20 protein-coding genes and 1 other annotated feature are annotated in these 22330 nt (G+C 55.7%); of the genes, 8 read left to right on the top strand and 12 right to left on the bottom strand.

The genetic code is table 11. The features are described 5' to 3' along the window. Positions 1-20: 20 nt before the first annotated feature. A complete protein-coding gene (locus B5F35_RS09055) occupies positions 21-2648 on the bottom strand; it encodes a valine--tRNA ligase (protein ID WP_087240187.1) in 2628 nt (875 codons plus the stop codon). Positions 2649-2731: 83 nt separating this feature from the next. Beyond that, positions 2732-2963: a binding site (T-box leader), on the bottom strand. 220 nt (positions 2964-3183) lie between these two features. Here B5F35_RS09055 and B5F35_RS09060 point away from each other — a divergent pair. Then, complete coding sequence (locus tag B5F35_RS09060; RefSeq protein ID WP_087240189.1) at positions 3184-4452, top strand: glycosyl hydrolase family 18 protein; 1269 nt, start codon at positions 3184-3186, stop codon at positions 4450-4452. A gap of 328 nt (positions 4453-4780) precedes the next feature. Here B5F35_RS09060 and argF read toward each other — a convergent pair whose 3' ends face one another. The 7 genes from argF to B5F35_RS09095 all read right to left on the bottom strand — a co-directional run bounded on the left by argF (position 4781) and on the right by B5F35_RS09095 (position 12903). Beyond that, complete coding sequence (gene argF / locus B5F35_RS09065; RefSeq protein ID WP_087240191.1) at positions 4781-5692, bottom strand: ornithine carbamoyltransferase; 912 nt, start codon at positions 5690-5692, stop codon at positions 4781-4783. A 44-nt stretch (positions 5693-5736) separates the two neighbouring features. Beyond that, positions 5737-6915 carry an aspartate aminotransferase family protein gene (locus B5F35_RS09070; protein WP_087240193.1) on the bottom strand — a complete coding sequence of 393 codons (1179 nt, stop codon included), beginning with the start codon at positions 6913-6915 and terminating at the stop codon, positions 5737-5739. Positions 6916-6931: 16 nt separating this feature from the next. Continuing rightward, the gene (argB, locus tag B5F35_RS09075; RefSeq protein ID WP_087240195.1) at positions 6932-7789 is read right to left on the bottom strand and encodes an acetylglutamate kinase; all 858 of its coding nucleotides are present in this window, start codon (positions 7787-7789) and stop codon (positions 6932-6934) included. A 31-nt stretch (positions 7790-7820) separates the two neighbouring features. Then, the gene (gene argJ, locus B5F35_RS09080) at positions 7821-9035 is read right to left on the bottom strand and encodes a bifunctional glutamate N-acetyltransferase/amino-acid acetyltransferase ArgJ (protein WP_087240197.1); all 1215 of its coding nucleotides are present in this window, start codon (positions 9033-9035) and stop codon (positions 7821-7823) included. 66 nt (positions 9036-9101) lie between these two features. Next, positions 9102-10148: an N-acetyl-gamma-glutamyl-phosphate reductase gene (gene argC / locus B5F35_RS09085; protein ID WP_087240199.1), complete on the bottom strand. Its 1047-nt coding sequence runs from the start codon at positions 10146-10148 to the stop codon at positions 9102-9104. Beyond that, positions 10141-11526, bottom strand: coding sequence for an argininosuccinate lyase (gene argH / locus B5F35_RS09090; protein ID WP_087240201.1), 1386 nt, complete (start codon positions 11524-11526; stop codon positions 10141-10143). The genes argC and argH overlap by 8 nt, the downstream gene beginning before the upstream one ends. 141 nt (positions 11527-11667) lie before the next feature. Continuing rightward, entirely contained in the window at positions 11668-12903 is a 1236-nt protein-coding gene (locus tag B5F35_RS09095; protein ID WP_087240203.1) for an argininosuccinate synthase, read from the bottom strand. Positions 12904-13173: 270 nt separating this feature from the next. Here B5F35_RS09095 and B5F35_RS09100 point away from each other — a divergent pair, with 270 nt between their 5' ends. Further along, positions 13174-13680 carry a flavin reductase family protein gene (locus tag B5F35_RS09100; protein WP_087240205.1) on the top strand — a complete coding sequence of 169 codons (507 nt, stop codon included), beginning with the start codon at positions 13174-13176 and terminating at the stop codon, positions 13678-13680. A 75-nt stretch (positions 13681-13755) separates the two neighbouring features. Here the strand turns inward: B5F35_RS09100 and B5F35_RS09105 are convergent, their stop codons facing one another. The 3 genes from B5F35_RS09105 to B5F35_RS09115 form a co-directional block, all read right to left on the bottom strand. Then, positions 13756-15249, bottom strand: coding sequence for a hypothetical protein (locus B5F35_RS09105; protein ID WP_087240207.1), 1494 nt, complete (start codon positions 15247-15249; stop codon positions 13756-13758). Positions 15250-15252: 3 nt separating this feature from the next. Then, positions 15253-16266 carry a GNAT family N-acetyltransferase gene (locus B5F35_RS09110; protein WP_087240209.1) on the bottom strand — a complete coding sequence of 338 codons (1014 nt, stop codon included), beginning with the start codon at positions 16264-16266 and terminating at the stop codon, positions 15253-15255. Between the two features lie 253 nt (positions 16267-16519). Next, complete coding sequence (locus B5F35_RS09115) at positions 16520-17023, bottom strand: nitroreductase family protein (protein WP_087240258.1); 504 nt, start codon at positions 17021-17023, stop codon at positions 16520-16522. 208 nt (positions 17024-17231) lie between these two features. Between B5F35_RS09115 and B5F35_RS09120 the strand changes: the two genes are divergently transcribed. Genes B5F35_RS09120 through B5F35_RS09130 form a run of 3 tightly spaced genes read left to right on the top strand, consistent with a single transcriptional unit; the run spans position 17232 to position 19221 of the window. Beyond that, positions 17232-18026 carry an alpha/beta hydrolase gene (locus B5F35_RS09120; RefSeq protein WP_087240211.1) on the top strand — a complete coding sequence of 265 codons (795 nt, stop codon included), beginning with the start codon at positions 17232-17234 and terminating at the stop codon, positions 18024-18026. Positions 18027-18031: 5 nt separating this feature from the next. Further along, positions 18032-18649: an HAD family hydrolase gene (locus B5F35_RS09125; protein ID WP_087240213.1), complete on the top strand. Its 618-nt coding sequence runs from the start codon at positions 18032-18034 to the stop codon at positions 18647-18649. 29 nt (positions 18650-18678) lie between these two features. Continuing rightward, positions 18679-19221 carry a ferredoxin domain-containing protein gene (locus B5F35_RS09130; RefSeq protein ID WP_087240215.1) on the top strand — a complete coding sequence of 181 codons (543 nt, stop codon included), beginning with the start codon at positions 18679-18681 and terminating at the stop codon, positions 19219-19221. Positions 19222-19304: 83 nt separating this feature from the next. On the opposite strand, the gene B5F35_RS09135 is transcribed toward B5F35_RS09130, so the two are convergent. Continuing rightward, entirely contained in the window at positions 19305-19637 is a 333-nt protein-coding gene (locus tag B5F35_RS09135; RefSeq protein ID WP_087240217.1) for a hypothetical protein, read from the bottom strand. 503 nt (positions 19638-20140) lie between these two features. On the opposite strand from B5F35_RS09135, the gene B5F35_RS09140 reads away from it, so the two are divergent. The 3 genes from B5F35_RS09140 (at position 20141) to B5F35_RS09150 (ending at position 22181) form a co-directional block, all read left to right on the top strand. Then, positions 20141-20923 carry a hypothetical protein gene (locus B5F35_RS09140; protein WP_087240219.1) on the top strand — a complete coding sequence of 261 codons (783 nt, stop codon included), beginning with the start codon at positions 20141-20143 and terminating at the stop codon, positions 20921-20923. Positions 20924-20995: 72 nt separating this feature from the next. Then, on the top strand, positions 20996-21865 hold the full coding sequence (locus B5F35_RS09145; RefSeq protein ID WP_087240221.1) for a phosphotransferase family protein: 870 nt from the start codon (positions 20996-20998) through the stop codon (positions 21863-21865). 109 nt (positions 21866-21974) lie between these two features. Beyond that, positions 21975-22181 carry a sporulation sigma factor SigK gene (locus B5F35_RS09150; protein ID WP_087240223.1) on the top strand — a complete coding sequence of 69 codons (207 nt, stop codon included), beginning with the start codon at positions 21975-21977 and terminating at the stop codon, positions 22179-22181. Positions 22182-22330: the final 149 nt, after the last annotated feature.

Below are 22330 nucleotides of genomic sequence, written 5' to 3' on the forward strand. Positions count from 1 at the left end.
TTCCTGTCACGTCACAATGTTCAGCGTCCCAGTGCCTCCAGACTCGAACGGATCAGCGCGATATGCTCCTGCAGCCGGGCAGCGTTCTGACGCACACCCTCAACCACGTTTGCGGGAGCCTTGCCGGTAAACTTTTCATTGGAAAGCTTGGCCTGCGCTGTGGCATACTGCTTCTCCGCGCTTTCAAGCTCCTTGGTGAGACGTGCGATCTCTGCTGCTTTGTCCACCAGCTCATCCATCTGGATATAGATTTTGGCGTCGGGCGTTACGATGGTCACTGCGCCATCCAGCGTGAACGAATCCGCAACCTCCAGCTCTGTCGCGTAGGCAAGGCGCTGGAAAATAGCCGTGCCTTCCACGAATACATCGGGCTTTGCTGTGGCCAGATACAGCTTAGTGCGGCGGCTGGGCGCGACGTTCATCTCGCTGCGGCGGTTACGCACAGCACGCACGGCGGCCATAACGCTCTCCATACGGGCGGAAGCCTCCGGGAAATCCAGCGCGGGATCGTACGACGGATAGGAGTTGACGATCAGAGCCTCTCCGTCGTGCGGCATGGTCTGCCAGATCTCCTCCGTGATATACGGCATGAAGGGATGCAGCATGGCAAGCGTGCGGGTCATCACCCACACGAGCACCTGGCGCACCTCCTGCGCGGCCTGCTCGTCGTCTCCTGTCAGGCGGATTTTCGCAATTTCAATGAACCAATCGCAGAACTGATCCCACAGGAAGTCGTACAGCTTCTGTGCGGCGATGCCGAGCTCAAATTTCTCGAGATTCTCGTTGACCTCCTTCGCCACACGGTTGAAGGCGGATACGATCCATTTGTCCTCCGTTGCAAGGCGGGCGGGAAGCTCATTTTTGACCTCCTTGCCTTCAATGTTCATAAGGATAAAGCGGGAAGCGTTCCACAGCTTATTGGCAAAGTTGCGGCTGGCCTCCACACGCTCGGTCGAGAAGCGGGTATCGTTTCCGGGGCTGATACCCGTCACCAGTGTGAAGCGCAGAGCGTCTGCGCCGTACTGGGCAATCACCTCCAGCGGGTCGATGCCGTTGCCAAGAGATTTGCTCATCTTGCGTCCCTGCGCGTCACGCACCAAACCATGGAAGAACACGGTCTTGAAGGGAACCTCTTTCATGTGCTCGAGACCGGAGAAAATCATGCGTGCCACCCAGAAGAAGATAATATCGTAACCGGTGACAAGCGTATCCGTGGGATAGAAATATTCCAGCTCCTTCGTCTTTTCCGGCCAGCCGAGGGTCGAGAACGGCCAGAGCGCCGAGCTAAACCAGGTGTCCAGCGTATCCTCGTCCTGATGCAGATTGGTGCAGCCGCATTTCGGGCAGGCATGCGGTTCTTCGCGGGCGACAATCATCTCACCGCAGTCCGGGCAGTACCACGCCGGAATCCGGTGGCCCCACCAGAGCTGGCGGGAAATACACCAGTCTTTGATATTTTCCATCCAGTTATAATACGTCTTATTCATACGTTCAGGAATAAACTGGATCCGTCCGTCGCGCACACAGTCCACCGCGGGCTCCGCCAGCGGCTTCATCTTGACGAACCACTGCTTGGATACGCGCGGTTCGACCACCGTACCGCAGCGGTAGCAGGTGCCGACGTTGTGCTTGATGTCCTCTACACGGACGAGGAAGCCCTGCTCCTCCAAATCGCGGACAATCGCTTTTCTGGCATCCAGTCCGCTCATACCGCAGTACTTGCCGCCGTTCTCGTTGATGCTGCCGTCCTCGTTCATCACGTTGATGATTTCAAGATTGTGGCGCAGACCGACCTCGAAATCGTTCGGGTCATGGGCGGGGGTGATCTTCACAACGCCCGTTCCGAAATCCTTCTCCACATAGGTATCGGCCACGACGGGGATCTCACGGCCAACCAGCGGCAGAATCAACGTCTTGCCGATGATACTCTGATAACGCTCGTCCTCCGGGTGCACGGCAACAGCGGTATCGCCCAGCATCGTTTCGGGACGGGTCGTCGCCAACTCCAGATAACCGGAGCCGTCCTTGAAAGGATAGCGCAGGTGCCAGAAATGGCCCGCCTTCTCCTCAAACTCCACCTCCGCGTCGGAAATGGAGGTTCTGCAATGCGGGCACCAGTTGATGATGCGCTCACCGCGATAAATCAGGCCCTTTTCATACAGGCGGACAAAGACCTCGCGCACCGCCTTCGAGCAGCCTTCGTCGAGCGTAAAGCGCTCCCGCTCCCAATCGCAGGAAGAGCCCAGCTTTTTCAGCTGCTCCACAATGCGTCCGCCGTACTGACGCTTCCAGTCCCAGGCGCGCTCCAGGAAAGCTTCGCGGCCGATTTCCTCCTTCGTCACGCCCTCCTGACGCATAGCTTCGACAATCTTGGCCTCCGTCGCAATGGAAGCGTGGTCCGTACCGGGCAGCCACAGGGCGCAGTACCCCTGCATCCGGCGCCAGCGGATCAGGATATCCTGAAGCGTTTCGTCGAGCGCGTGGCCCATGTGAAGCTGGCCGGTAATATTCGGCGGGGGGATTACGATTGTATACGGTTTTTTCTTCGGATCGGGCTCAGCGTGGAAATAGTTTCCCTTGGTCCAGAATTCGTAAATTCTGTCCTCCACTTCCTGGGGCTCATACGTTTTGGCAAGCTCCTTGCTCATGGTTTGGATTCCTCTCTTTCTCTTTCAATCATCTCTGCGCCCTCTTCGGGGATCAAAAAAGCCCCGGCACGGCGCTCTGCCATGTCCGGGGCGAATGCTTGCATCCGCGGTACCACCCGTATTCAGCCGCAAGGCGGCCCTCAGCCTGCTTTCACAGGACGGCCTTAACGCGGCCACACGTCCGCCCTTATCCACACGGATTCGGGGCGGCGGCTCCAGGGCGACTCATCCACAGCGCACTTTCTCCGGCTCGCACCATCCGCCGGATCTCTGTTGGAAGCTCCGCGCCGTCTTTTTCCCTTTCCTCGCCTTTCACTCGTGCAGCAGGAAATTCTCCTGATACAATTCTTATTATATGCAAAAAGAAAACCGTTTGTCAAGCATACAGCCGTGCAGAAATTTCCTTCTTGTCCCCTGCTATTTTTCTCCAAAAGCCGCATACATATTCGGTAAGGAGGCAGCGCGCTTTCCGCGGGACAACGCTCCGGCATCGTCCCATCCGGGAAGAAGCGGGCAGTAAAAGGGAGGTTCCACGATGCTGATTCATGTGACAAAGCCGGGCGAAACACTCGCTTCGATCGCCCGCGCCTATACGGTTTCCGCCGCCCGGCTCGCCCGGGAAAACGGGCTGGCTGAGGGAGAAGAACCCGTCGCGGGGCAGGCGCTCGCCATTCTCTATCCGGCACGGGTGCATCTGGTACGGCAGGGCGACACCACCGCTTCCATCGCGCGCCGGTATGGTGTAAGCGAACGGCAGCTCTGGCGCTGCAATCCAGGTTTGATTCTGACCGGGCCGCAGCCGGGGGAGCGTTTGATTATCTCCTGGAGGCAAAACACACTGGGACGCTTTGAAACAACCGGGTATGCCTATCCGGCGACCAAACGGGATCTTTTGCTCGATTCCCTGCCCTCCATGCGGTATGCGATCCCTTTTACGCATGAGGTGTCGCGCTCCGGGTCTCTTTCCGCCCTGAACGACAGTGCCATGCGGGAAGCTGTGCAGGAAAGCAAGGGCTCCACCCTTCTGAGCATATCGAATCTGCGGGAGCCGGAGGGCTTTGACAGCGAGATTTTGCACGCGATTCTGAACAGTGACGAAGCACAGAACCGCCTGATCACCGAAACCCTGGCCCTGATCCGCGAGCGCGGCCATTGCGGGGTGGATGTGGATTTTGAATACATTCCGGCAGTTGACCGCGAACGGTACCCGGCGTTCCTGCGCCGCCTGTCCGCCGCGCTCAAGCCGGAAGGGTATCCTGTGTATGTCGCGGTGGCCGCGAAAAACGCGGATGACACCACCTCCCGCCTGACCGCCGGACTGGATTACAAGGCCATTGGGGAAGCCGTTTCCGCCGTCCTGATTATGACCTACGATTACGGCTATGTTTCCGGACCGCCCATGGCCGTCTCCCCTCTCCCAAAGGTACAGGAAACGCTCTCTTACGCTGTAACGTGCATCCCGCGTCAGAAGCTGCTGATGGGGATCCCGAATTACGGCTACAACTGGCCCCTGCCATTCGAGGAGGGAAAAACGCGCGCCCGTTCCGTCTCCAATGAGGAAGCTATCGCGTTGGCCCGGCAAGCGGGAGCTTCGATTCAGTACAGCGAGGAATCGCAAGCTCCCTGGTTCCGCTACCGGGAAAACGGTGTGGAGCGCGAGGTCTGGTTTGAGGATGCACGCAGTTTACGGGCGAAGCTGCGGCTTGCCGCCCGGTTCCGCCTGCGCGGCGTGGGATTCTGGAATCTTTCCCGCCCCTTCCGGCAAGGTTGGACAGTGCTTTCCGCCTTATACCGAATGGAATAAATTAAACATGAAAAAAGCGCTTCACGCCAATCAGACGGGAAGCGCTTAATCTGTGTCGTTTTGAGTCTGGTGATCAACATCCGGAAAAAATCGCTTTGCTCTTTTCCTGGCTTTTCCGTGGCTTCGCGTAGGTTCTGAAAGGGGGTTGTCTCGCCTGCCGGCTCGGTCGGCGCTAATCCGTGCGCCACTGGCGCACCGCGCCCCCCTTCACCCCCGCATGGTCTACGCTGCCGCTCCGGTCGGCGCCTTGTTTGTGTGCCACCGGCACACGGCGCCCTTTTGAAAAAGGCTGGCGAAAACTTCACATTTGCACGCAGTCAGCTGATATTCAGTGCTTATCCTCCATCAGAGTCACCATAACCGCTTTTTGTGCGTGCAGGCGGTTTTCCGCTTCGTCGAAAATTTCATCGGCGTGAGCCTCAAAAATTTCGGCGGTAATCTCCTCGCCGCGATGGGCGGGCAGACAGTGCTGCACCATCGCGTCCGGCTTCGCGAGCGCCATCAGCTCTGCGTTGATCTGATAGCCGTCAAATGCCTTGCGGCGCTTCTCGGACTCCTCCTCCTGGCCCATGGAGGTCCACACGTCGGTGATCACCACATCAGCCCCGACGGCAGCCTTCTTCGGATCGTCCGTCAGCTCAAAGCAGGAGTACTGTGCGGCAAACTCCAGGATCTCCTGCGGCGGGCGGTAGCCCTCCGGGCAGGCAACGCTCACGGCCATCTTCGTTTTCAGGCAGCCAACGATCAGGGAGTTCATCATGTTGTTGCCGTCCCCGATGAAGCACATTTTCAATCCTTCCAGCGTTCCTTTATGTTCGCGGATGGTCATGAGATCCGCGAGAATCTGGCAGGGGTGGCAGAAATCCGTCAGGCCGTTGATGATCGGAATAGAGCCATACTGTGCCAGGGACTCCACTTCCTCCTGATCAAAAGTGCGGATCATGATGCCGTCCAAGTAGCGGGAGAGAACGCGCGCCGTATCCTGCACCGCTTCCCCGCGCCCGATCTGCAAATCGTGGGAGGAGAGGAACAGCGCATGCCCGCCAAGCTGGTACATACCCGTTTCAAACGAAACGCGCGTACGGGTCGAGGATTTCTCAAAAATCATGCCGAGCGTCTTGCCCTGCAAACGCGGATGCGGGATTCCATGCTTTTTTTCGTATTTGAGCTGATCCGCCAGATCGAGAATGGAAAGGATCTCTTCCGGTGTCAGATCCAGCAGCTTGAGTAAATGTTTCATGGCAGTTGCCTCCGTTTCTGAAAATGATTCCGTGTATGCGGCCATCAATGAGCGGCGCTGAGTACCTTTTCAAGAATCGCCAGCCCCTTGTCCATTTCCTCGCGGGTAATGGTCAGCGGGGGCAGCAGGCGAAGAAGGGATTTCGCGGTAAGAATCAAAAGGCCGTTTTCCACACAGGCCGCGGAGAGAGCCGCAGCCGTGCTGCGCGCGGGAACAATGCCAAGCATCATACCCATGCCGCGCACCTCCGCCACGCCGTCCATCTGCTCCAGACGGGAGCGCAGGTATTCGCCCTTTTCCTTCACGGCAGCCAGGAATTCCGGCTGTGAGACACGGCGCACCACCTCGAGGGCACCGGCACACACCACCGGATTGGCTCCGAACGTCGAACCGTGGGAGCTTCTTCCCATCACGCCGCGCAGCTCCTCCGTGCAAAGGCACGCGCCGATCGGTAAACCGCCGCCGAGTCCCTTGGCGCTTGTCAGCACATCCGGCTTCACGCCGTACTGTTCCCAGCAGTAGAAGCTTCCGGTACGCCCCACGCCCGTCTGCACCTCGTCCGCAATGAGCAGAACACCACGCTCCTTGCAGAGAGCCGCCAACTCCTTGACAAACTGGGGATCGAGCGGCATCACGCCGCCCTCACCCTGAATGAATTCTATCATCACGGCGCAGGTGTTTTCCGTCATATTTTCCCGCACGCTCTGGACGTTCGGCTCCGCGTAAGCAAAGCCCTCCGTGAACGGGTAAAAATAATGATGGAACACATCCTGGCCCGTTGCGGCCAGCGTGGTGACGGTGCGGCCATGGAAGGAATTCTGGAGCGTGAGGATTTCGCAGCGGGATTTCCCATACTGCTCCACACCATGCTTACGCGCCAGCTTGATGGCGCATTCGTTAGCCTCCGCGCCGGAGTTGCCGAGGAACACGGCGCTGTAGCCGGATACCTTCAAAAGCTCCGCAGCAAAGGTGGCGGAAGCAGGATTGTAATACAGATTCGAGGTGTGCTGAAGCGTCCCGGCCTGCCGTGCCACGGCGGCTGTCCAGCCTTCGTCGGCCCAGCCAAGGCTGTTCACGCCGATACCGCTGCCAAAGTCGATGTATTCTTTTCCCTCGCAGTCCACACCGGTCGCGTTTTTCCCGCTGACAAGAACGGCGTCAAAGCGGCCATAGGTAGGCATAAAGCTGGATTCATCCAGCTGCTTGATTTCTTCCGAAGTCATGAAACGTCCCTCCCGTTCAGTACAGCATCGTTCCGATGCCTTCATCTGTCAGAAGCTCGATCAGAATAGAGTGCGCAATGCGGCCGTCAATGATATGAGCACGGCTCACGCCACGGCGCACCGCCTCCACACAGCACTGGATCTTCGGGATCATGCCGCCGGAAATGATCCCGTCGTGCTGAAGCTTCGGCACGGAGCTGACATTGACCACCGGGATCAGCGTGCTCTCGTCGTTGCGATCGCGCAGCAGGCCGCGGATATCCGTCATGAGGATCAGCTTTTTCGCGTTCAGCTTGGCCGCGATATGCGCCGCCGCGATATCGGCGTTGATGTTGTAGGCGTGGCCGTCCACACCGGCCGCCACGGTGGAGATCACGGGGATGTAGCCCTTGGCCGTCAGGTCCTCAATGATCTGCGTATTCACGTCGATGATCTCTCCGACATAGCCGAGGTCCTCGGAGGCCGTCAGCTTTTCCGCGCGGAGCAGGTCGCCGTCCATGCCGCACAGTCCGACGGCGCGCCCGCTGTTGCGCTGGAGCAGCTGCACCAGATCCTTATTGACCTTGCCCGCGAGAACCATCTGCACGATGTCCATGGTTTCCTCGTCGGTATAGCGCAGGCCGTTGACAAAGCGGCTTTCCTTGCCCGTCTTTTTCAGCATGGCGCTGATCTCCGGCCCGCCGCCGTGCACCAGCACAACGTTGACGCCAATCAGCTGCATGAGCACGATATCGCTCATGACCGCCTGCTTCAATTCCTCGTTGATCATGGCGTTGCCGCCGTACTTGATCACGATGGTCTGTCCGTAATACTGCTGGATATACGGCAGAGCCTGTACCAGCACCTTCGCGCGATCCGCGTTTGTGATATCCATGGGTGTTCCCTCTCCCTTCCCTCTCCGCGCCTCAGGTGCGGTAATCGCCGTTGATTTTCACATAATCGTAAGTGAGATCGCAGCCATACGCCTCGGCCGAAGCGTCGCCGTCTCCCAGCGTCACCAGAATATCGATCTCGTCCTGCGTCAGGATCTTCTTCGCCTTCTCCTCGCTGAAGGGGATGCCCGCGCCGTTTTTGCAGACGTCAATCGTTCCGGCTTTCGAGCGGAAGGACACGTCGACACGGTTCACATCCGTATTGGTTCCCGCGTAGCCGATGGCGCACAGGACGCGGCCCCAGTTGGCGTCCGCGCCGAACATGGCGGCCTTGAGCAGGCTCGAGCAGATCACGCTCTTTGCCACCGTGCGGGCATCAGCCAGATTGGCGGCTCCCGTTACCTTACAGACCAGCAGCTTCGTCGCGCCCTCGCCGTCCTTCGCCATCTTGCGGGCCAGGTCGGTGCAGATAGCGCGCAGGGCCTGGGTGAACTCCTCGTACTCGGGCGTATCCGCCTGAATTTCCGGGTTCTCCGCGAGACCGTTCGCCATCACGGTGATGGTGTCGTTCGTGGAGGTATCGCCGTCGATGCTGACCATGTTGAAGGTTTCAGCCACCACGCCGCGCAGCGCCTTGTCCAGCACGGGAGCGGCGATCGCCGCATCCGTCGTCAGGAAGCAGAGCATGGTGCACATGTTGGGATGGATCATGCCGGAGCCCTTGCAGATGCCGCCGAGACGCACCGTTTTTCCGCCTACGGTGAATTCCGCCGCCGCTTCCTTGACCACGGTGTCCGTCGTCATGATAGCCCTGGCCGCCAGCTCAGAGCCGTCGCCTTTGAGGGAGGACGCCAGCAGCGGAGCGGTCTCCTCGATCGGCTCAATCGGCAGCACCTGGCCGATCACGCCGGTGGAAGCGACGATCACGTCGGACGGATCGATATTCAGCGCCTTTCCGGCGATCTCGCACATGCGCCACGCCTTTTCCTCGCCGTCCGCGTTGCAGGTGTTGGCATTGCCGGAGTTGCAGATCACGGCTCGTGCCACGCCGTTTGCGAGATTGCGCTTTGTCACCAGTATGGGAGCACCCTTGACAAGGTTGCTCGTGTACATCCCTGCTGCCGCACACGGAGCGGATGAATAGATCATCGCCAAATCCGGTTTTGTTTTATTTTTGCGGATACCGCAGTACATACCGCCCGCGGAAAAACCTTTTGCGGCAGTCACGCCGCCCTCAATCATTTTCATACCCTGATCCCCCAGACCATATGCGGACGCTCTCCGCGCCCGAATTGTTTCTAAATTAAAATATGCTCAGAATGCCGGCGGGAAAAGACGCAGGCCTGCTGTCTCATCCAGACCAAATGCAAGATTCATATTCTGCACCGCCTGTCCCGCCGCACCCTTGACCATGTTGTCAATGGCGGAAATGGCGACCAGCGTTCCCGTGCGGGAATCCAGATGCAGCGAAATATCGCAGAAATTCGAGTACCACACATTCTTAATGTCCGCCACGCGGTCTTCCGGCAGCAGACGGATGAAATACTCTTTGTCATACCGCTCGTGATACACGCGGCTGAGCGATTCCATCGTGACGCCCGGCTTGAGTCTGGCGTAGCAGGTAGCGAGGATGCCGCGGTTCACGGGAAGCAGGTGCGGCACAAAGGTCAGCTTGACCGGCGCGCCCGCCGCCTTGGAAAGCGTCTGCTCCATTTCCGGCGTGTGACGGTGCGCCGCCACCTTATAGGCGGTGAACGCCTCATTCAGCTCCGGGTAATGCGTGTTCTGCGTCATCTTGCGGCCCGCGCCTGTCACACCGGATTTGCAGTCGGCCACAATCCCGTCCTTCTCAATCAGCCCGGCTTCCAGCGCAGGATACAACGCGAGCGGAACAGCCGTTGTGTAGCAGCCGGGATTCGCAATCAGCTTCTTGCCCCGGATTTGCTCGCGGAACAGCTCCGGCAGACCGTAGACCGCCTTTTCGTGCAAAGCGGGATCGAGGAAGGAATTTCCGTACCATTCCTGATACTCCGCTTCGCTCTCCAGACGGAAATCTGCGCCCAAATCGATAAACGTCTTCCCCTTTGCGTCGCACTCGGCGGCCAGCTCCTGAGACAAGCCGTGCGGCAGGGCGGCAAAAATCACGTCGCACTGCTCCACGACCTCCTCCTGCTTGCCGCAAACAGGTTCGCACACCTGATAATAGGAGGGATAAATATCAGAAAGCTTCTTTCCTTCAAAGCTGACGGAGCTCACGGCCGCCAGCTCCGCTTCGGGATGGCCGGTCAAAATCCGGCACAGCTCCGCGCCCGCGTAGCCTGTCGCCCCGACGACACCCGCCTTGATTTTTTTCTCACTCATGCTCTTTTTCCTCCATTATCGCCAAGACACGGTCGGCCTCACGGCGGACATTTTCCGGCGCCGGGCCGCCGATCACCTTTCTCTCGTTGACACAGCGATCCAGTGAAATGGCTTCATAAACATCCCGGTCAAACAGCTCATGATGCTCCTTGTACTGCTCGAGGGGCAGTGTTTCCAGCGTTTGGTCATGGTCGATGCAGTAAGCCACCAGCGCGCCCGTGACCTTATAGGCGTCGCGGAACGGCAGCCCCTTGCCGACGAGGTAATCGGCGCAGTCTGTCGCGTTGATGAAGCCGCGCGCGGCCGCTTTCCGCATATTCTCCGGCAGCACCCGCATGGTGTCCAGCATGGGGATGAAAGCTGTCAGGCACATATGCAGCGTATCCACCGCGTCGAAAATGGCTTCCTTATCCTCCTGCATATCCTTGTTGTAAGCCAGCGGCAGACCCTTCATCATCGTCAGAAGCGTGGTCAGATCCCCGACAACGCGGCCCGTTTTACCGCGTACCAGCTCCGCGATATCCGGGTTTTTCTTCTGCGGCATGATGCTTGACCCGGTGGAAAACGCGTCATCCAGCTCGATGAATTTAAACTCCCACGAGCACCACAGGATGATCTCCTCCGAGAAGCGGGAAAGGTGCACCATGCAGATCGCAATCGCGGAGGCCAGTTCCATGCAGAAATCACGGTCAGACACGCCATCGAGACTGTTGTGTGTCGGCCCGTCAAAACCGAGCAGCGAGGCTGTCATCTCCCGATCCAGCGGGTACGTCGTTCCGGCCAGAGCGCCGGAGCCGAGCGGGCAAACATTCATGCGGCGCTGTGCGTCCTCCAGTCTCGACAGATCCCGCAGAAACATTTCCGCGTAAGCCATCAGATGGTGGCCGAAGGTGATCGGCTGGGCACGCTGCAAGTGCGTGTAGCCCGGCATTACGTCCCCGCTGTGCTCCTTCGCCTGTTTGCACAGTACACGCACCAGCTCCGTGACCTGCCCGCGCAGCGTCTCGCACTGGCCGCGCAGATACAGGCGGACATCGAGCGCAACCTGATCGTTGCGGCTTCGGGCCGTGTGGAGCCGTTTGCCGGAATCCCCCAGACGGGCGGTCAGCTCCGCCTCCATAAAGGTGTGGATATCCTCCGCGTTCGGATCAATGCTGAGAGCACCGCTTTCCAGATCGGCCAGAATCCCTTCGAGCCCTTTGCAGATTGCGTCCGCCTCCGCCTTGTCGATCACGCCGCACGAGCCAAGCATCGTCGCGTGGGCAATGCTTCCCTTAATATCCTCGCGCGCCATACGGCTGTCGAACGAAATGGAGGAATTGAAATCATTTGTGGTTTTGTCCAGCTCCTTGTGGAACCGTCCCGTCCAGAGCTTCATGCGCAGATTCTCCTTTTTCGCGCCCCGAGCGGGGCGGTTGGTATCTCTCTTTGGAAAAGGAAAGCGGGGGATCGAATCCGGGATCGATCCCCCTGAACTTTCCGAAACAACACGCCGGGCCGTCCGGCCCTTATCGCGTGATTACTTGCCGGCCTTCTCCAGCTTCTGGCGCTTCATCGCCTGCACCTTGATCGGCAGACCGAAGAGGTTGATGAAGCCAGCGGAATCCGCCTGATCGTAAACTTCATCCTCGCTGAAGGTCGCGATCTCCTCGTCGTACAGCGAATACTCGCTTGTCACACCCGCGTCAATGATATTGCCCTTGTAGAGCTTGAGTTTGACGTCGCCCGTCACCGTCTCCTGTGTGCTGGTGACAAACGCACTCAGCGCCTCGCGCAGCGGGGTAAACCACTCGCCGTTGTAAACCATATCGGCAAACTTGAGGGCAACCTGCTGCTTATAGTGGTAGGTCGCCTTATCCAGGCAGATTTCCTCCAGCTTGTTGTGCGCGTGATACAGAATCGTGCCGCCGGGAGTCTCATACACGCCGCGGGACTTCATGCCGACAAGACGGTTCTCGACGATATCGGCAAGGCCGATGCCGTTCTCGCCGCCGAGACGGTTCAGCTCCTCGATCAGCTCCACGCCGCTGAGCTTTCTGCCGTCGAGCTTCGTGGGCACGCCCTTTTCAAAATGCAGGGTGATATAAGTCGGCTTGTCGGGAGCCTGTTCCGGCGAGACGCCGAGCTCCAGGAAGCCGGGCTTGTTGTACTGCGGCTCGTTGGCCGGATCCTCCAGATCCAGGCCCTCGTGGGACAGATGCCACAGGTTCTTGTCCTTGGAATAGTTCGTCTCACGGGTGATCTTCAGCGGAATGTTGTGCGCCTCCGCGTAGTCGATCTCCTCGTCGCGGGACTTGATATCCCAAACTCTCCACGGAGCAATGATCGTCATCTCCGGGGCGAAGGCCTTGATAGCCAGCTCAAAACGCACCTGATCGTTGCCCTTGCCGGTGCAGCCGTGGCAGATGGCATCCGCGCCCTCCTCCTTCGCGATCTCCACCAGACGCTTGGCGATCAGCGGACGGGCAAAGCTGGTACCGAGCAGATAGCTGTTCTCATAGACAGCACCGGCCTGCAGCGTCGGCCAAATGTAATCCTCCACAAAGGAATCCTTGAGATCCGCGATATACAGCTTGGAAGCGCCGGTCTTTTTGGCCTTCTCCTCCAGCCCGCTCAGCTCGCTGCCCTGTCCGACATCAGCCGCGACCGCGATGACCTCGCAGTTGTCGTAATTTTCCTTCAGCCACGGGATAATGATGGAGGTATCGAGGCCGCCGGAATATGCCAGTACAACTTTCTTGATTTTCTGTGCCATGGTGATGCGTCTCCTTTATGTTCCGTTTCATTGATTGTACAGTGATTGGGTTTCTGTGTTTTATTATACGCTGTTTTTGCAATAAATCAAGCTTTTTCTGTATAAATATTCAGTTTGTAGAGAATACACAAATTCTTTTTTCATTTTTCCAAAAAACTGATCGCCGCCTCCCTGTTTCCTCTTTCTTTTTTTCCTGATTTTGTATACAATAGAATGAAGAAAAAAGAAACAAATCCGGGAAACGGGTTTTGTGCGAAGGAGGATATTTGGATGGCAAACTGGAAGGAAATCAGCGTTTCCGAATGGAACGACAATCTGTTCGACCGTATCGGAAAGGACTGGATGCTGATCACCGCGGGAAACCGGGAAGCCTGCAATACCATGACGGCAAGTTGGGGCGGCGCAGGAATCCTGTGGAACCGGCCTGTAGCGTTCTCGTTTATCCGTCCGCAGCGGTACACCATGGAATTCATTGAGCGCGAGGAATATTACAGCCTGGCTTTCTTTGGCGACGGCTTCCGCGACGCTCTGAATTTCTGCGGAACCAAAAGCGGCCGTGACTTTGATAAGTGGAAGGAAACAGGCCTGACCCCTGCCTTTGATCTTGCCCCGTACCCGGAGCAGGCAAACGCAGTTCTCATCTGCCGCAAGCTGTACCGGCAGGATATGACGCCGGAATCTTTCCTCGACGCGGAAGTCCGGGAGAAGAATTATCCCAACAACGATTACCATCGTGTGTTTGTGGGAGAAATCAAAAAGCTGCTGATCCGGGAATAATTCATTTTCTTTGTATTCCTGCGAACCGGCCCCATGACGTGCTGCGTCATGGGGCCTTTCTGCGTTGTGTATCTGTTATGTGGCGGCTCCTCCACCTGCGCCTGGCGCGGCGGCTGCCCCGCCATTGCCGCTGTGCAGGTCAAACCAGTATTTCACCGCGTCAGAAATGCGGTCACGCCGCCAGGACTGTGAACTGCGTTCCTTTGTTACATCGCTGAGTACTCCCTCGAACTCCTCATAGGTATTAAAGCGGACAAGAGTATTGGTCTCGTCTACAATGTATACGCCGGGTGGAAGATCATTGAGCCCGGAACCACGGTACACCTCCTGGTTTTCCGCATTTGTATAGGCAAGCCTTTTACTGCTGTCCTGCTGATCGGTCATATCAAGGCCTACGCTGTGCTTGAACGCTGTGAGAACGATGCGATCCGCACCCTTGACGGTCTGGGGGGTGAACATCTTGGAATGATCCGTGTGAACGGAGTATACCACCGTGGTATTCGCGGAATCACCAAGCCCCGGCTTTTTATGTTTCTTATCCTTTAAGGTTGTTGACTGATAGGATGCGGTGTCTCCTCCCGGCACAGGATCGTATTGGATCAAATCAAAAGCGACTTTATCAACAAACTCCGGATAATTCTTTTGCACCCATTGGCGAATCAGCAGAGCACCCTCGGCAGCGGCCACACCCCCGCGGCTGTGTCCCTGGATGAGAATGCGGACAGGGGGTGTGGTGGCAATGGAAAAGTTCCGGTCGCTTTGCCATTCTCTGAAAATATTTGTGAGATAATCCGCTGCCATCAGCTGCATATACTTCCGCAGGTTCGATATACTGTAATCTCCGGCATTGAGCGCCCCGCCTGCCGCGAGCGGGCCGGCCATGGTAATCCGTGTCTTGAGAACATTTCCCTGCGCATCAAGGACATCCTTTTTGCGCACTTCCTTGAGCTGCTTTCTCCCCACCGTCTGCGAATCGCCGTATTGCTCACGGATCCTTCTTTCAATTTCGGCATTGTGTGCCCGGATCCTGGCATTTTCCTCTTCATACTGGGCTCTTTTGGCGCGTGATGTATACCAGTGTATCTTTTTCTCCTTTTTCAGGGCAACCTCACCAACTCCGGGAATAACAGCGCAATTCTTTCCCTTAAGCCCTTTGTGCGTCATACGGAACTGCTTGAACCCTGATCCCGCCATGTTGAACTCCAGCACCTTACTTCCTTGGCTCATGAAGCTGTGTCCACGGGAGTGGTGCAGCTCCGTCTCACGCTGCGCATCAGGCAGCTGACGAACCCGATCAATCTGGGTGTATGCCCCCGGCATCAATCTTTTAACCGCATCACGGATATGTCCCAGCTTGGATTTGCGCTGATGCTCGGAAACCTGTACCTCGTTAAGCTCCTCCTGTGTATAATGCTGGAGCGTATATCTCGACTGGTTCTGCTGCATCTGCTGGTTCTGCTGCATTTGCTGGGCTTGATGCGGCTGATGAATATTTCTCAGCTGATTTCTTGCATTCTGGATTTGATCCCGTGTCACCGCAAACTGCTGTGGTCCGGATGGAAGCGGCATTGCTCATTCCTCCCTTTCTTCTTCCGACATACTTGCATCCCCACTCATGCCCTCTGAAGGCTCCTCACCTTCATAAAACTCTCTGAGCACCTCCTCTTCCTCCTGCTCACTGAGTTCGGGCGCATTCTCTTCTTGCGGCCAAAGACCGGCATAGTCGCAAACGCCGCGCCGCATCAAAAGCGGCTGCATGTCCGGTAGGAAAAAAGAAATCAGCGATGACGCCGCCTGCGTCCGGCAGACAAGCCTCACCGGTTTCTCCATCGGATATTTTTCCTTTGCCTTCTGCCCCGCAAAGCGTGCCAGGCCCATGACAATTCGGGGATCGGAAGAAAGAGAGCGCATCAGCAAAGGCTCAAGGCTTCCGTTCGGGGATGCGAGAACCAGCATAAGCCCTTTAAGCTCCAGCTTATCCCACAGCGCGCAGCTTACATCCATATCGCAAAACGGAAGCAGTTCGGGCAAATCGGAGCGCACTGACGGAAGCTCCGTGTAACGGTCAATCTCACGGGACAGCGCCAAAGAGGGGCTCTCGGAAAGCGATACAACCGGCAGACCTGGATTGCCGCTGAAAAAAGAATTTGAAAGAAGCTCCCCGAGCGGGAGAGTTGTCTCAAAGACATCACCGATGGAAAAGGTAAAGCCCCAATCCTCCAAAAAAGCGCAGAGTTCGTTATATTCCGCATCCATCGGCACATCGCAGAGTGCCAGATGGACACCTCCGGTTTCCCCGATCACACGGAAAAACTCTTCCATCAGCGCATCTCCAACTCCGCGGCCCCTGGCCTGCGGCTCCACATAAAGCCAGCGCAGAGTACCAGCGATCAGATATGCGTCCTCTTCCGGCGAAATTTCCTCAACTTCAAATACAAGCACACCGGCCGCGTATTGACCTTGATCATCCTCATCGATCGCGCCGAGAACAAAACGGCCCGGCAGCTCGAGAAGATCAAACCATTGCGCCGGCGCCATTGACTCAAACAAAGCCTTGTTTTCGCATGTAACTGTCGTGATCAGCATGGCAGATTCCTCTCCAATGGATTATTTTGTTTTATTATACAAAGCCCAGCCCAAGATGTAAACCGTCATCCCGCACCATCTCCAAAATCTTTAAAAATCCTTTGAAAATATCCTAAATCCCGGTTGGTAAAACATATGGACACATTTTGCGGCAGGATTCCAAATCACCGAAAGCCCGCTCTGGTGTAATGTCCAGAACGGGCTTTCAAAAAAGCTTCTTTTCCGGCACAAAAACGTCACCGGATCGTTGATATCAATCCTTTAAAAACAGTGTGATTTCCTCCATAGCTTTGCGGGGACGGGCGGCAGGCTGTTCCGCCGGGTATCCAAGCGGAGAAACCGCTACCGGCACCCACTCCTGCGGCAAATCCAGAGCGCGCTTGACCGCGTCCGCGTCAAAAGCGCCGAGCCAGCACATGCCCAACCCCAGTTCCTGGGCCTGAAGCAGCATAAAGCTCAGCGCGATCGAGCAGTCAATGGTCCCGCTGGGCTGGCCGCAGGGCATCACATGATCTTCTGCGGCACAGATCACGAGAGCCGTTCCGGCCTCCTGCACCATGCGCTGGCTGGAGCAGGCTTCACACAGCGCCGCCAGGCGTGCGCCCTGTACCACAACAAATTTCCATTCCTGCATATTGCGCGCGGACGGGGCCAGCCGTCCCGCTTCCAGCACCTTTTCCAGCTTTTCCGTCTCCACCACACGCCCGTCATAGCTGCGGATACTGCGGCGTTCCCGGATCAAATCCAATACTTCCATGAAAAGATACCCCTCTCTTTTGCAATCTTCAATGGAGCACATATGAGCGTCCGTCCATACAAAACAGACTTCCTTTATTTTTCATGATAGCACAAACACCACCGCAAATCCAGAAAGAAACTCATCATTTTTATCCAAAAGAAAAAGATGACTTTCCCGCAGTCCCGTGATAAAATGGAGAAAACAATGGTGAGGAGTGAATGAAACCATGAAAATGATACAGGAACACATTTTGGATCAGGACGCACAGCTTGTCGGCTATCTGCATGATCCTTCTCCGGAAATCCCCGATCGCACCGACCGTCCCGCCGTACTGATCTGCCCCGGCGGCGCCTATGAGTTTTGTTCCGATCGCGAGGCTGATCCGCCCGCCTTCGCTTTTCTCAAGCGCGGTTATCAGGCCTTTGTGCTGCGCTACACGGTAGGCAAGGAAAAAGCGCGCGGGATGCAGCCTCTGCGCGAGGTGTCCGCCGCTCTTTCGCTCCTGCGCGAGCATGCGAAGGAATGGCATATTATCCCGGACCAGATTGCGGTCATGGGATTTTCCGCAGGCGGACATCTGGCGGCCAGCCTGGGAGTTCTGTGGGACTTGCCTGAGCTCGGCTGCCCGGACGGCAAAAACCGCCCGGACGCACTGATCCTGTGCTATCCTGTCATCACCTCGGGTGAATTTGCCCACCGGCAGTCTCTCCAGAATGTATCCGGCGAGGCAGACCCGGACAAGCAGACCTTCTGGTCGCTGGAAACCCATGTAAGCGGGAAAACACCTCCCGCTTTCCTGTGGCACACTTATGAGGATGATGCCGTACCGGTGGAAAATTCCCTCCTGTTTGTGTCCGCTCTGCGCCGCGCTGGAGTTTCGTGCGAATTCCATCTGTTTGAACAAGGTGTACATGGCCTGTCGCTGTGCAATGTGGACGTGGCGACTCCCATGCGCCCCACCGCTCCCTGGATGGATCTGTGCCTGACCTGGCTGGGGAACCGCTTTGCTTTTGAGGAGTAACCGCCATGATACGCAACATTGTGTTTGATATGGGAAACGTGCTGTTGTTCTACGAGCCCAAGCCATATATTGCACGGGAAATCTCCGATCCGGAAGCTGGACGCCTGCTTTTTGACGCCTGCTTCGGCGGCTCCGAATGGAAGCAGCTTGACGCGGGCACCATCACAGAGGAGGAAGCGCTCGCCTCCATGCAGACTCATGTTCCCCCGGAACTGCGCGGCGATCTGGCCCGCCTGTTCGCCGGATGGCCGGATTGTATGTCCCCTGTGCCGGGGATGGAGGAGGTTGTCGCTGCGCTTCAGGAAAAAGGCTTCCGCTGCCTGGTGCTCTCCAATGCCAGCGTGCGGTTTCCGGTTTTGGTGGAACGCTTTTCTATTCTGCGCCGCATTGAGGAGCGCTTTGTGTCCGCCTACTACCATCTGTTGAAGCCATCACATGAAATTTACGAGCGGTTTTTACAGGAATTTTCACTCAACCCGCAGGAATGTCTGTTCTTCGATGATTTGCAGGAAAATGTAGACGGAGCGATTGCTTGTGGGATCCATGCTCACCGCTTTTGCGGAAAAAACGATGCAGTCAACACACTCCGGCAATTCGGGATCGCGCTGGATTTTCTCGCATAAAACGGCGCAGAAAAAGGAGGAACTTCATCATGAAATATGAAGCAGGACAAATGGAGGAACAGGCCGTTCTGGAAACCGCGGCCAAAATGTGCGCCGCCGCACGCACCGCCCCAAAGGCCAAAGGGTTGGATCGGATTGTCACGCTGGTTCTGACAGGAGAGGAAAAAGACGCTCTTGCCGATAAAATGCACGAAGTGGCAAACCGTGAATTTGGGGACGCGCCATCCACCTTTCATCGCGACGCGGAAAATCTGCGCGCCGCCTCGGCTGTGGTTCTCATTGGCATCCGTCCGATGCCGCGAGGCCTTGCGTACTGCTCGCTCTGCGGCTTCGCGAACTGTGCCGCGTGCCGGGAAGCCGGGGGCCGGTGCAGCTTCGATGGGATTGATCTTGGAATTGCACTGGGCTCCGCTGTGAGCGTTGCCGCTGACAACCGTGTGGACAGCCGGATCATGTACACCATCGGCAAAACCGCTGAGGAAATGGGCTATATCAACGAGCCGGTTATCTGGCATGGGATTCCTCTGAGCATCACCGGAAAAAGCATTTTCTTTGATCGCCCGGTAAAATAAGATATCTCCAAGCTTTCATAATAAGAAAAAAGCGGTTGGATCCGGATTTCACCTGGATCCAACCGCTTTTTTGGAAACATGCTTTATTCTTCGAGCTGAATACCCAGAAGCTCTGCAATCTCCTCCGGCTTAAGACCGGATTTCTGTGCCTGCTGCACAATCTCCTGCAGCTTCTGCTTCTTCGATTTTCTGCGCTTGCGCGGCTGCTTGGGCGCCAGAATTTCTTTCTTTTTGGCTTCAAGCGCTTTGATGCGCTCGCGCAGCGAAGCAATTTTTCCATCAAAAGCGGACACAGTCTCCTGCTTTTTAGCCTCCTGATCCGCAATAGACTGACGAAGCGCCTCTATTTTTGCATCCATTTCAGCGGCTCTTTCTTCCGCACTGCGGCGCACACGTTTCACCTCAGACTCCGACATATGAAATCTCCTTTCTTTCTTAGAGCTCGATTGAACAAAGAAAAAAGCGCCGGAATCTTCATTCGATTCCGATCCGTTTTGACGCAAAAAGCTGCCGTCATGGGGAATAACGATGTTTATAATTTTTCAAATGAGCTCTAGCAAGCAATAAAAATTATAATATGCTTAGAGTATCATAAACCGAAACATTTCACAATAGGAATTGCGTCGTTTTTTGTTTTTCCGGGGAAAATTTTTGCAATTATTTTTCTTTTCTTATCGTTCCCCGGTACCTCTCTCCCCTTTAAATTCAAAAACTTTATTATTGAAAAATTAATAAGAAACGAAATTTAGAAACAATTTCTTAGAAAAATAGTTTCACAGGAAAACCATGCAAATTCTGTCAAATTTTCTATTGCTTCAAATACCAAAACAAGATATAATAAAAATTAGAAAAAACGGGTTGAACAGGATACAGACAAAGTAAAAAACATGGTTTTTCTGATCGGGAGGAGGGCTTGAAAATGGATTGGATGTCTGTCACAAACCTGAACGCTTATGTCAAAGGGCTCAAGCTAAAAACAACCTGGGATCTAAAGCAGGAAAAGGGTGACGTCACGGCAAAAGGCATGACTTTGGAGGAATGGCTCGAATCCAGCAAGCCTAAGCCTTTGGAGCGTGAGCAAACCGGGCAAAAGCGGGACGAAAAGCTGGCCACCATTCACGCCAAGCTGGATGTGGGCGGCAAACTGACGCCCAAGGAGCGGGATTATCTCAAAGAGAAGGATCCCCTGGCCTATCAGGAGCTGGTTCAGGAGGAACGCGCACAAAAGGCCTATGAGAGAGCTTTGCGCCGCTGCAAAACGAAGGAAGAAGTCAAACGAATGCTGACCAACTCCATCAGCCGCTCCATGATGGTTATTGGCTCCATTGAGCATAACCCCAACATCTCACAGCAAAAAAAGCTGGAAATCGCCATGAGGGAAAAGCGAAAGGTTGACAGCGCCGCAAAAGCCACGCGGGAATTTGCCCGCCGGGGTGAACTGGCCCGCCTTCCCGAGGAATCGGAGAAAACCAACGCTCGCCTCGAGCAGGAAAGGCTGCTGTTCCAGCTGGAAAAACCGGCGGATCCCCCACCTTTCCCTCACAGCCATACGGAAGAAGGAGAGAAAAACAACGCTTCTGCCGAACCGCAGGCATTTCACGGGACACCACACGTATCCGCCAAAAACGCCTATGCATTCTACAGCCGCGAATCAACCGTCTCCGATATTCCCGCTCGCCCTGCCTGGAACAAAAAAGCCTGATAAATCCTGCGGGTTCGGCTCATTGCCGGATCCGCAGGATGTTTTTTATAACGGAAGGGAGAATATTTTTCCATGACACAAAACAAAGAACCGGAAAAATGGAGAGAAGGCATAGACCCATTTACCCTGCCTCTTCAAAACATCCGGATTCAGGAAATTCTGGGCTACCCGCACGCTGCCAATCAGGTTTTCTATCTCAAGGGACTGCGGCATGGAAAGGCGGGATATTATTACCTGAAATACGCTGCGCATGCGGATGCCAATCTCCAAAACGAAGTGGAGATCATTCGCACTCTGCACTCCCCCCTTGCTCCCAGGGTGGTGGAATATGATGCTGAACATTTTCAATACGAATTGACAGAGCAAATCGAAGGAGCACGGCTGTCGGTGATTCTGCAACAGGCAGACTGTGAGAACGGTATTGCATTTATGCGCGAATATGGAAAAACACTGGCGGCCCTGCATCAATCCAAGGGTACTTTCCCTGACGCTCCACACAGACGGTTCCATACCATTCCGGAACGCGATTATTTTTCCGACAACCATATGGAAAACGTCTTTTTCTGGCTTACAGCCAATCAGCCGCAGCAAATCTATCCATGCTTTGTCCACGGAAACTTTCATTTTGCCAATATTCTTTGGAAGTCCGGACACATTTCCGGTATTCTGGATTTTGAACTGGCTGGAATGGGGAACCGGGAGTTTGACATTGCATGGTCGTTGATTCTGCGTCCAGGACAGAACTTTATGAAAACCAAAGAAGAACTGCGGGAATTTCTTTTGGGGTATACTTCTATACAGGAATGTAACTGCAATCTGGTGCTATACTACATGGTCCTGATTTATTCGAGATTTTTAAAGCTGGGGGACAAACCATACGAAAGCTATGTGAGAAAGTGGATGGATGCGGCCATCCAATACGGCGATCGGCAGATCGTCTGACTCTGTCTGTACGCGCTTCTCTTTCGGACTTGCAACAAACAAGCCGCCCAGCGCATAGGATAGCGGTATCACCGGGCTATGCCCGAATTTGCCGCGGAGGTACTGCACTATGCTGACTGCCCTTTTGTCTTGCGCCATCTCGGGATTTTTGTTTTTCATTCTCCATGTCACAGGGACTGGCTCTTTTCCCCGCCCTCTTACACCAGCGGAAGAAAAAGATTGTCTGGCCCGCCTGCGTCTCGGAGATCCCTCCGCCCGATCGGAGCTGGTAGAACATAACCTTCGTCTTGTGGCACATATCATCAAGAACGGTTGATGCGGAAGGAAAGAAATCCCGCAAGGCCAGCGGCGACGCGGCTTTGCGGGATTTACTATGGGATAAAGCAAAAGGAAAAACTCTCTGGCGAGGCAACGGACAAGCCCGGTTTGGGGATTATAACAGACATGTGGTCATCTGTTGGGATG

The sequence above is a fragment of the Anaeromassilibacillus sp. An200 genome, assembly GCF_002160025.1.
Lineage (GTDB): Bacteria > Bacillota > Clostridia > Oscillospirales > Acutalibacteraceae > Caccousia > Caccousia stercoris.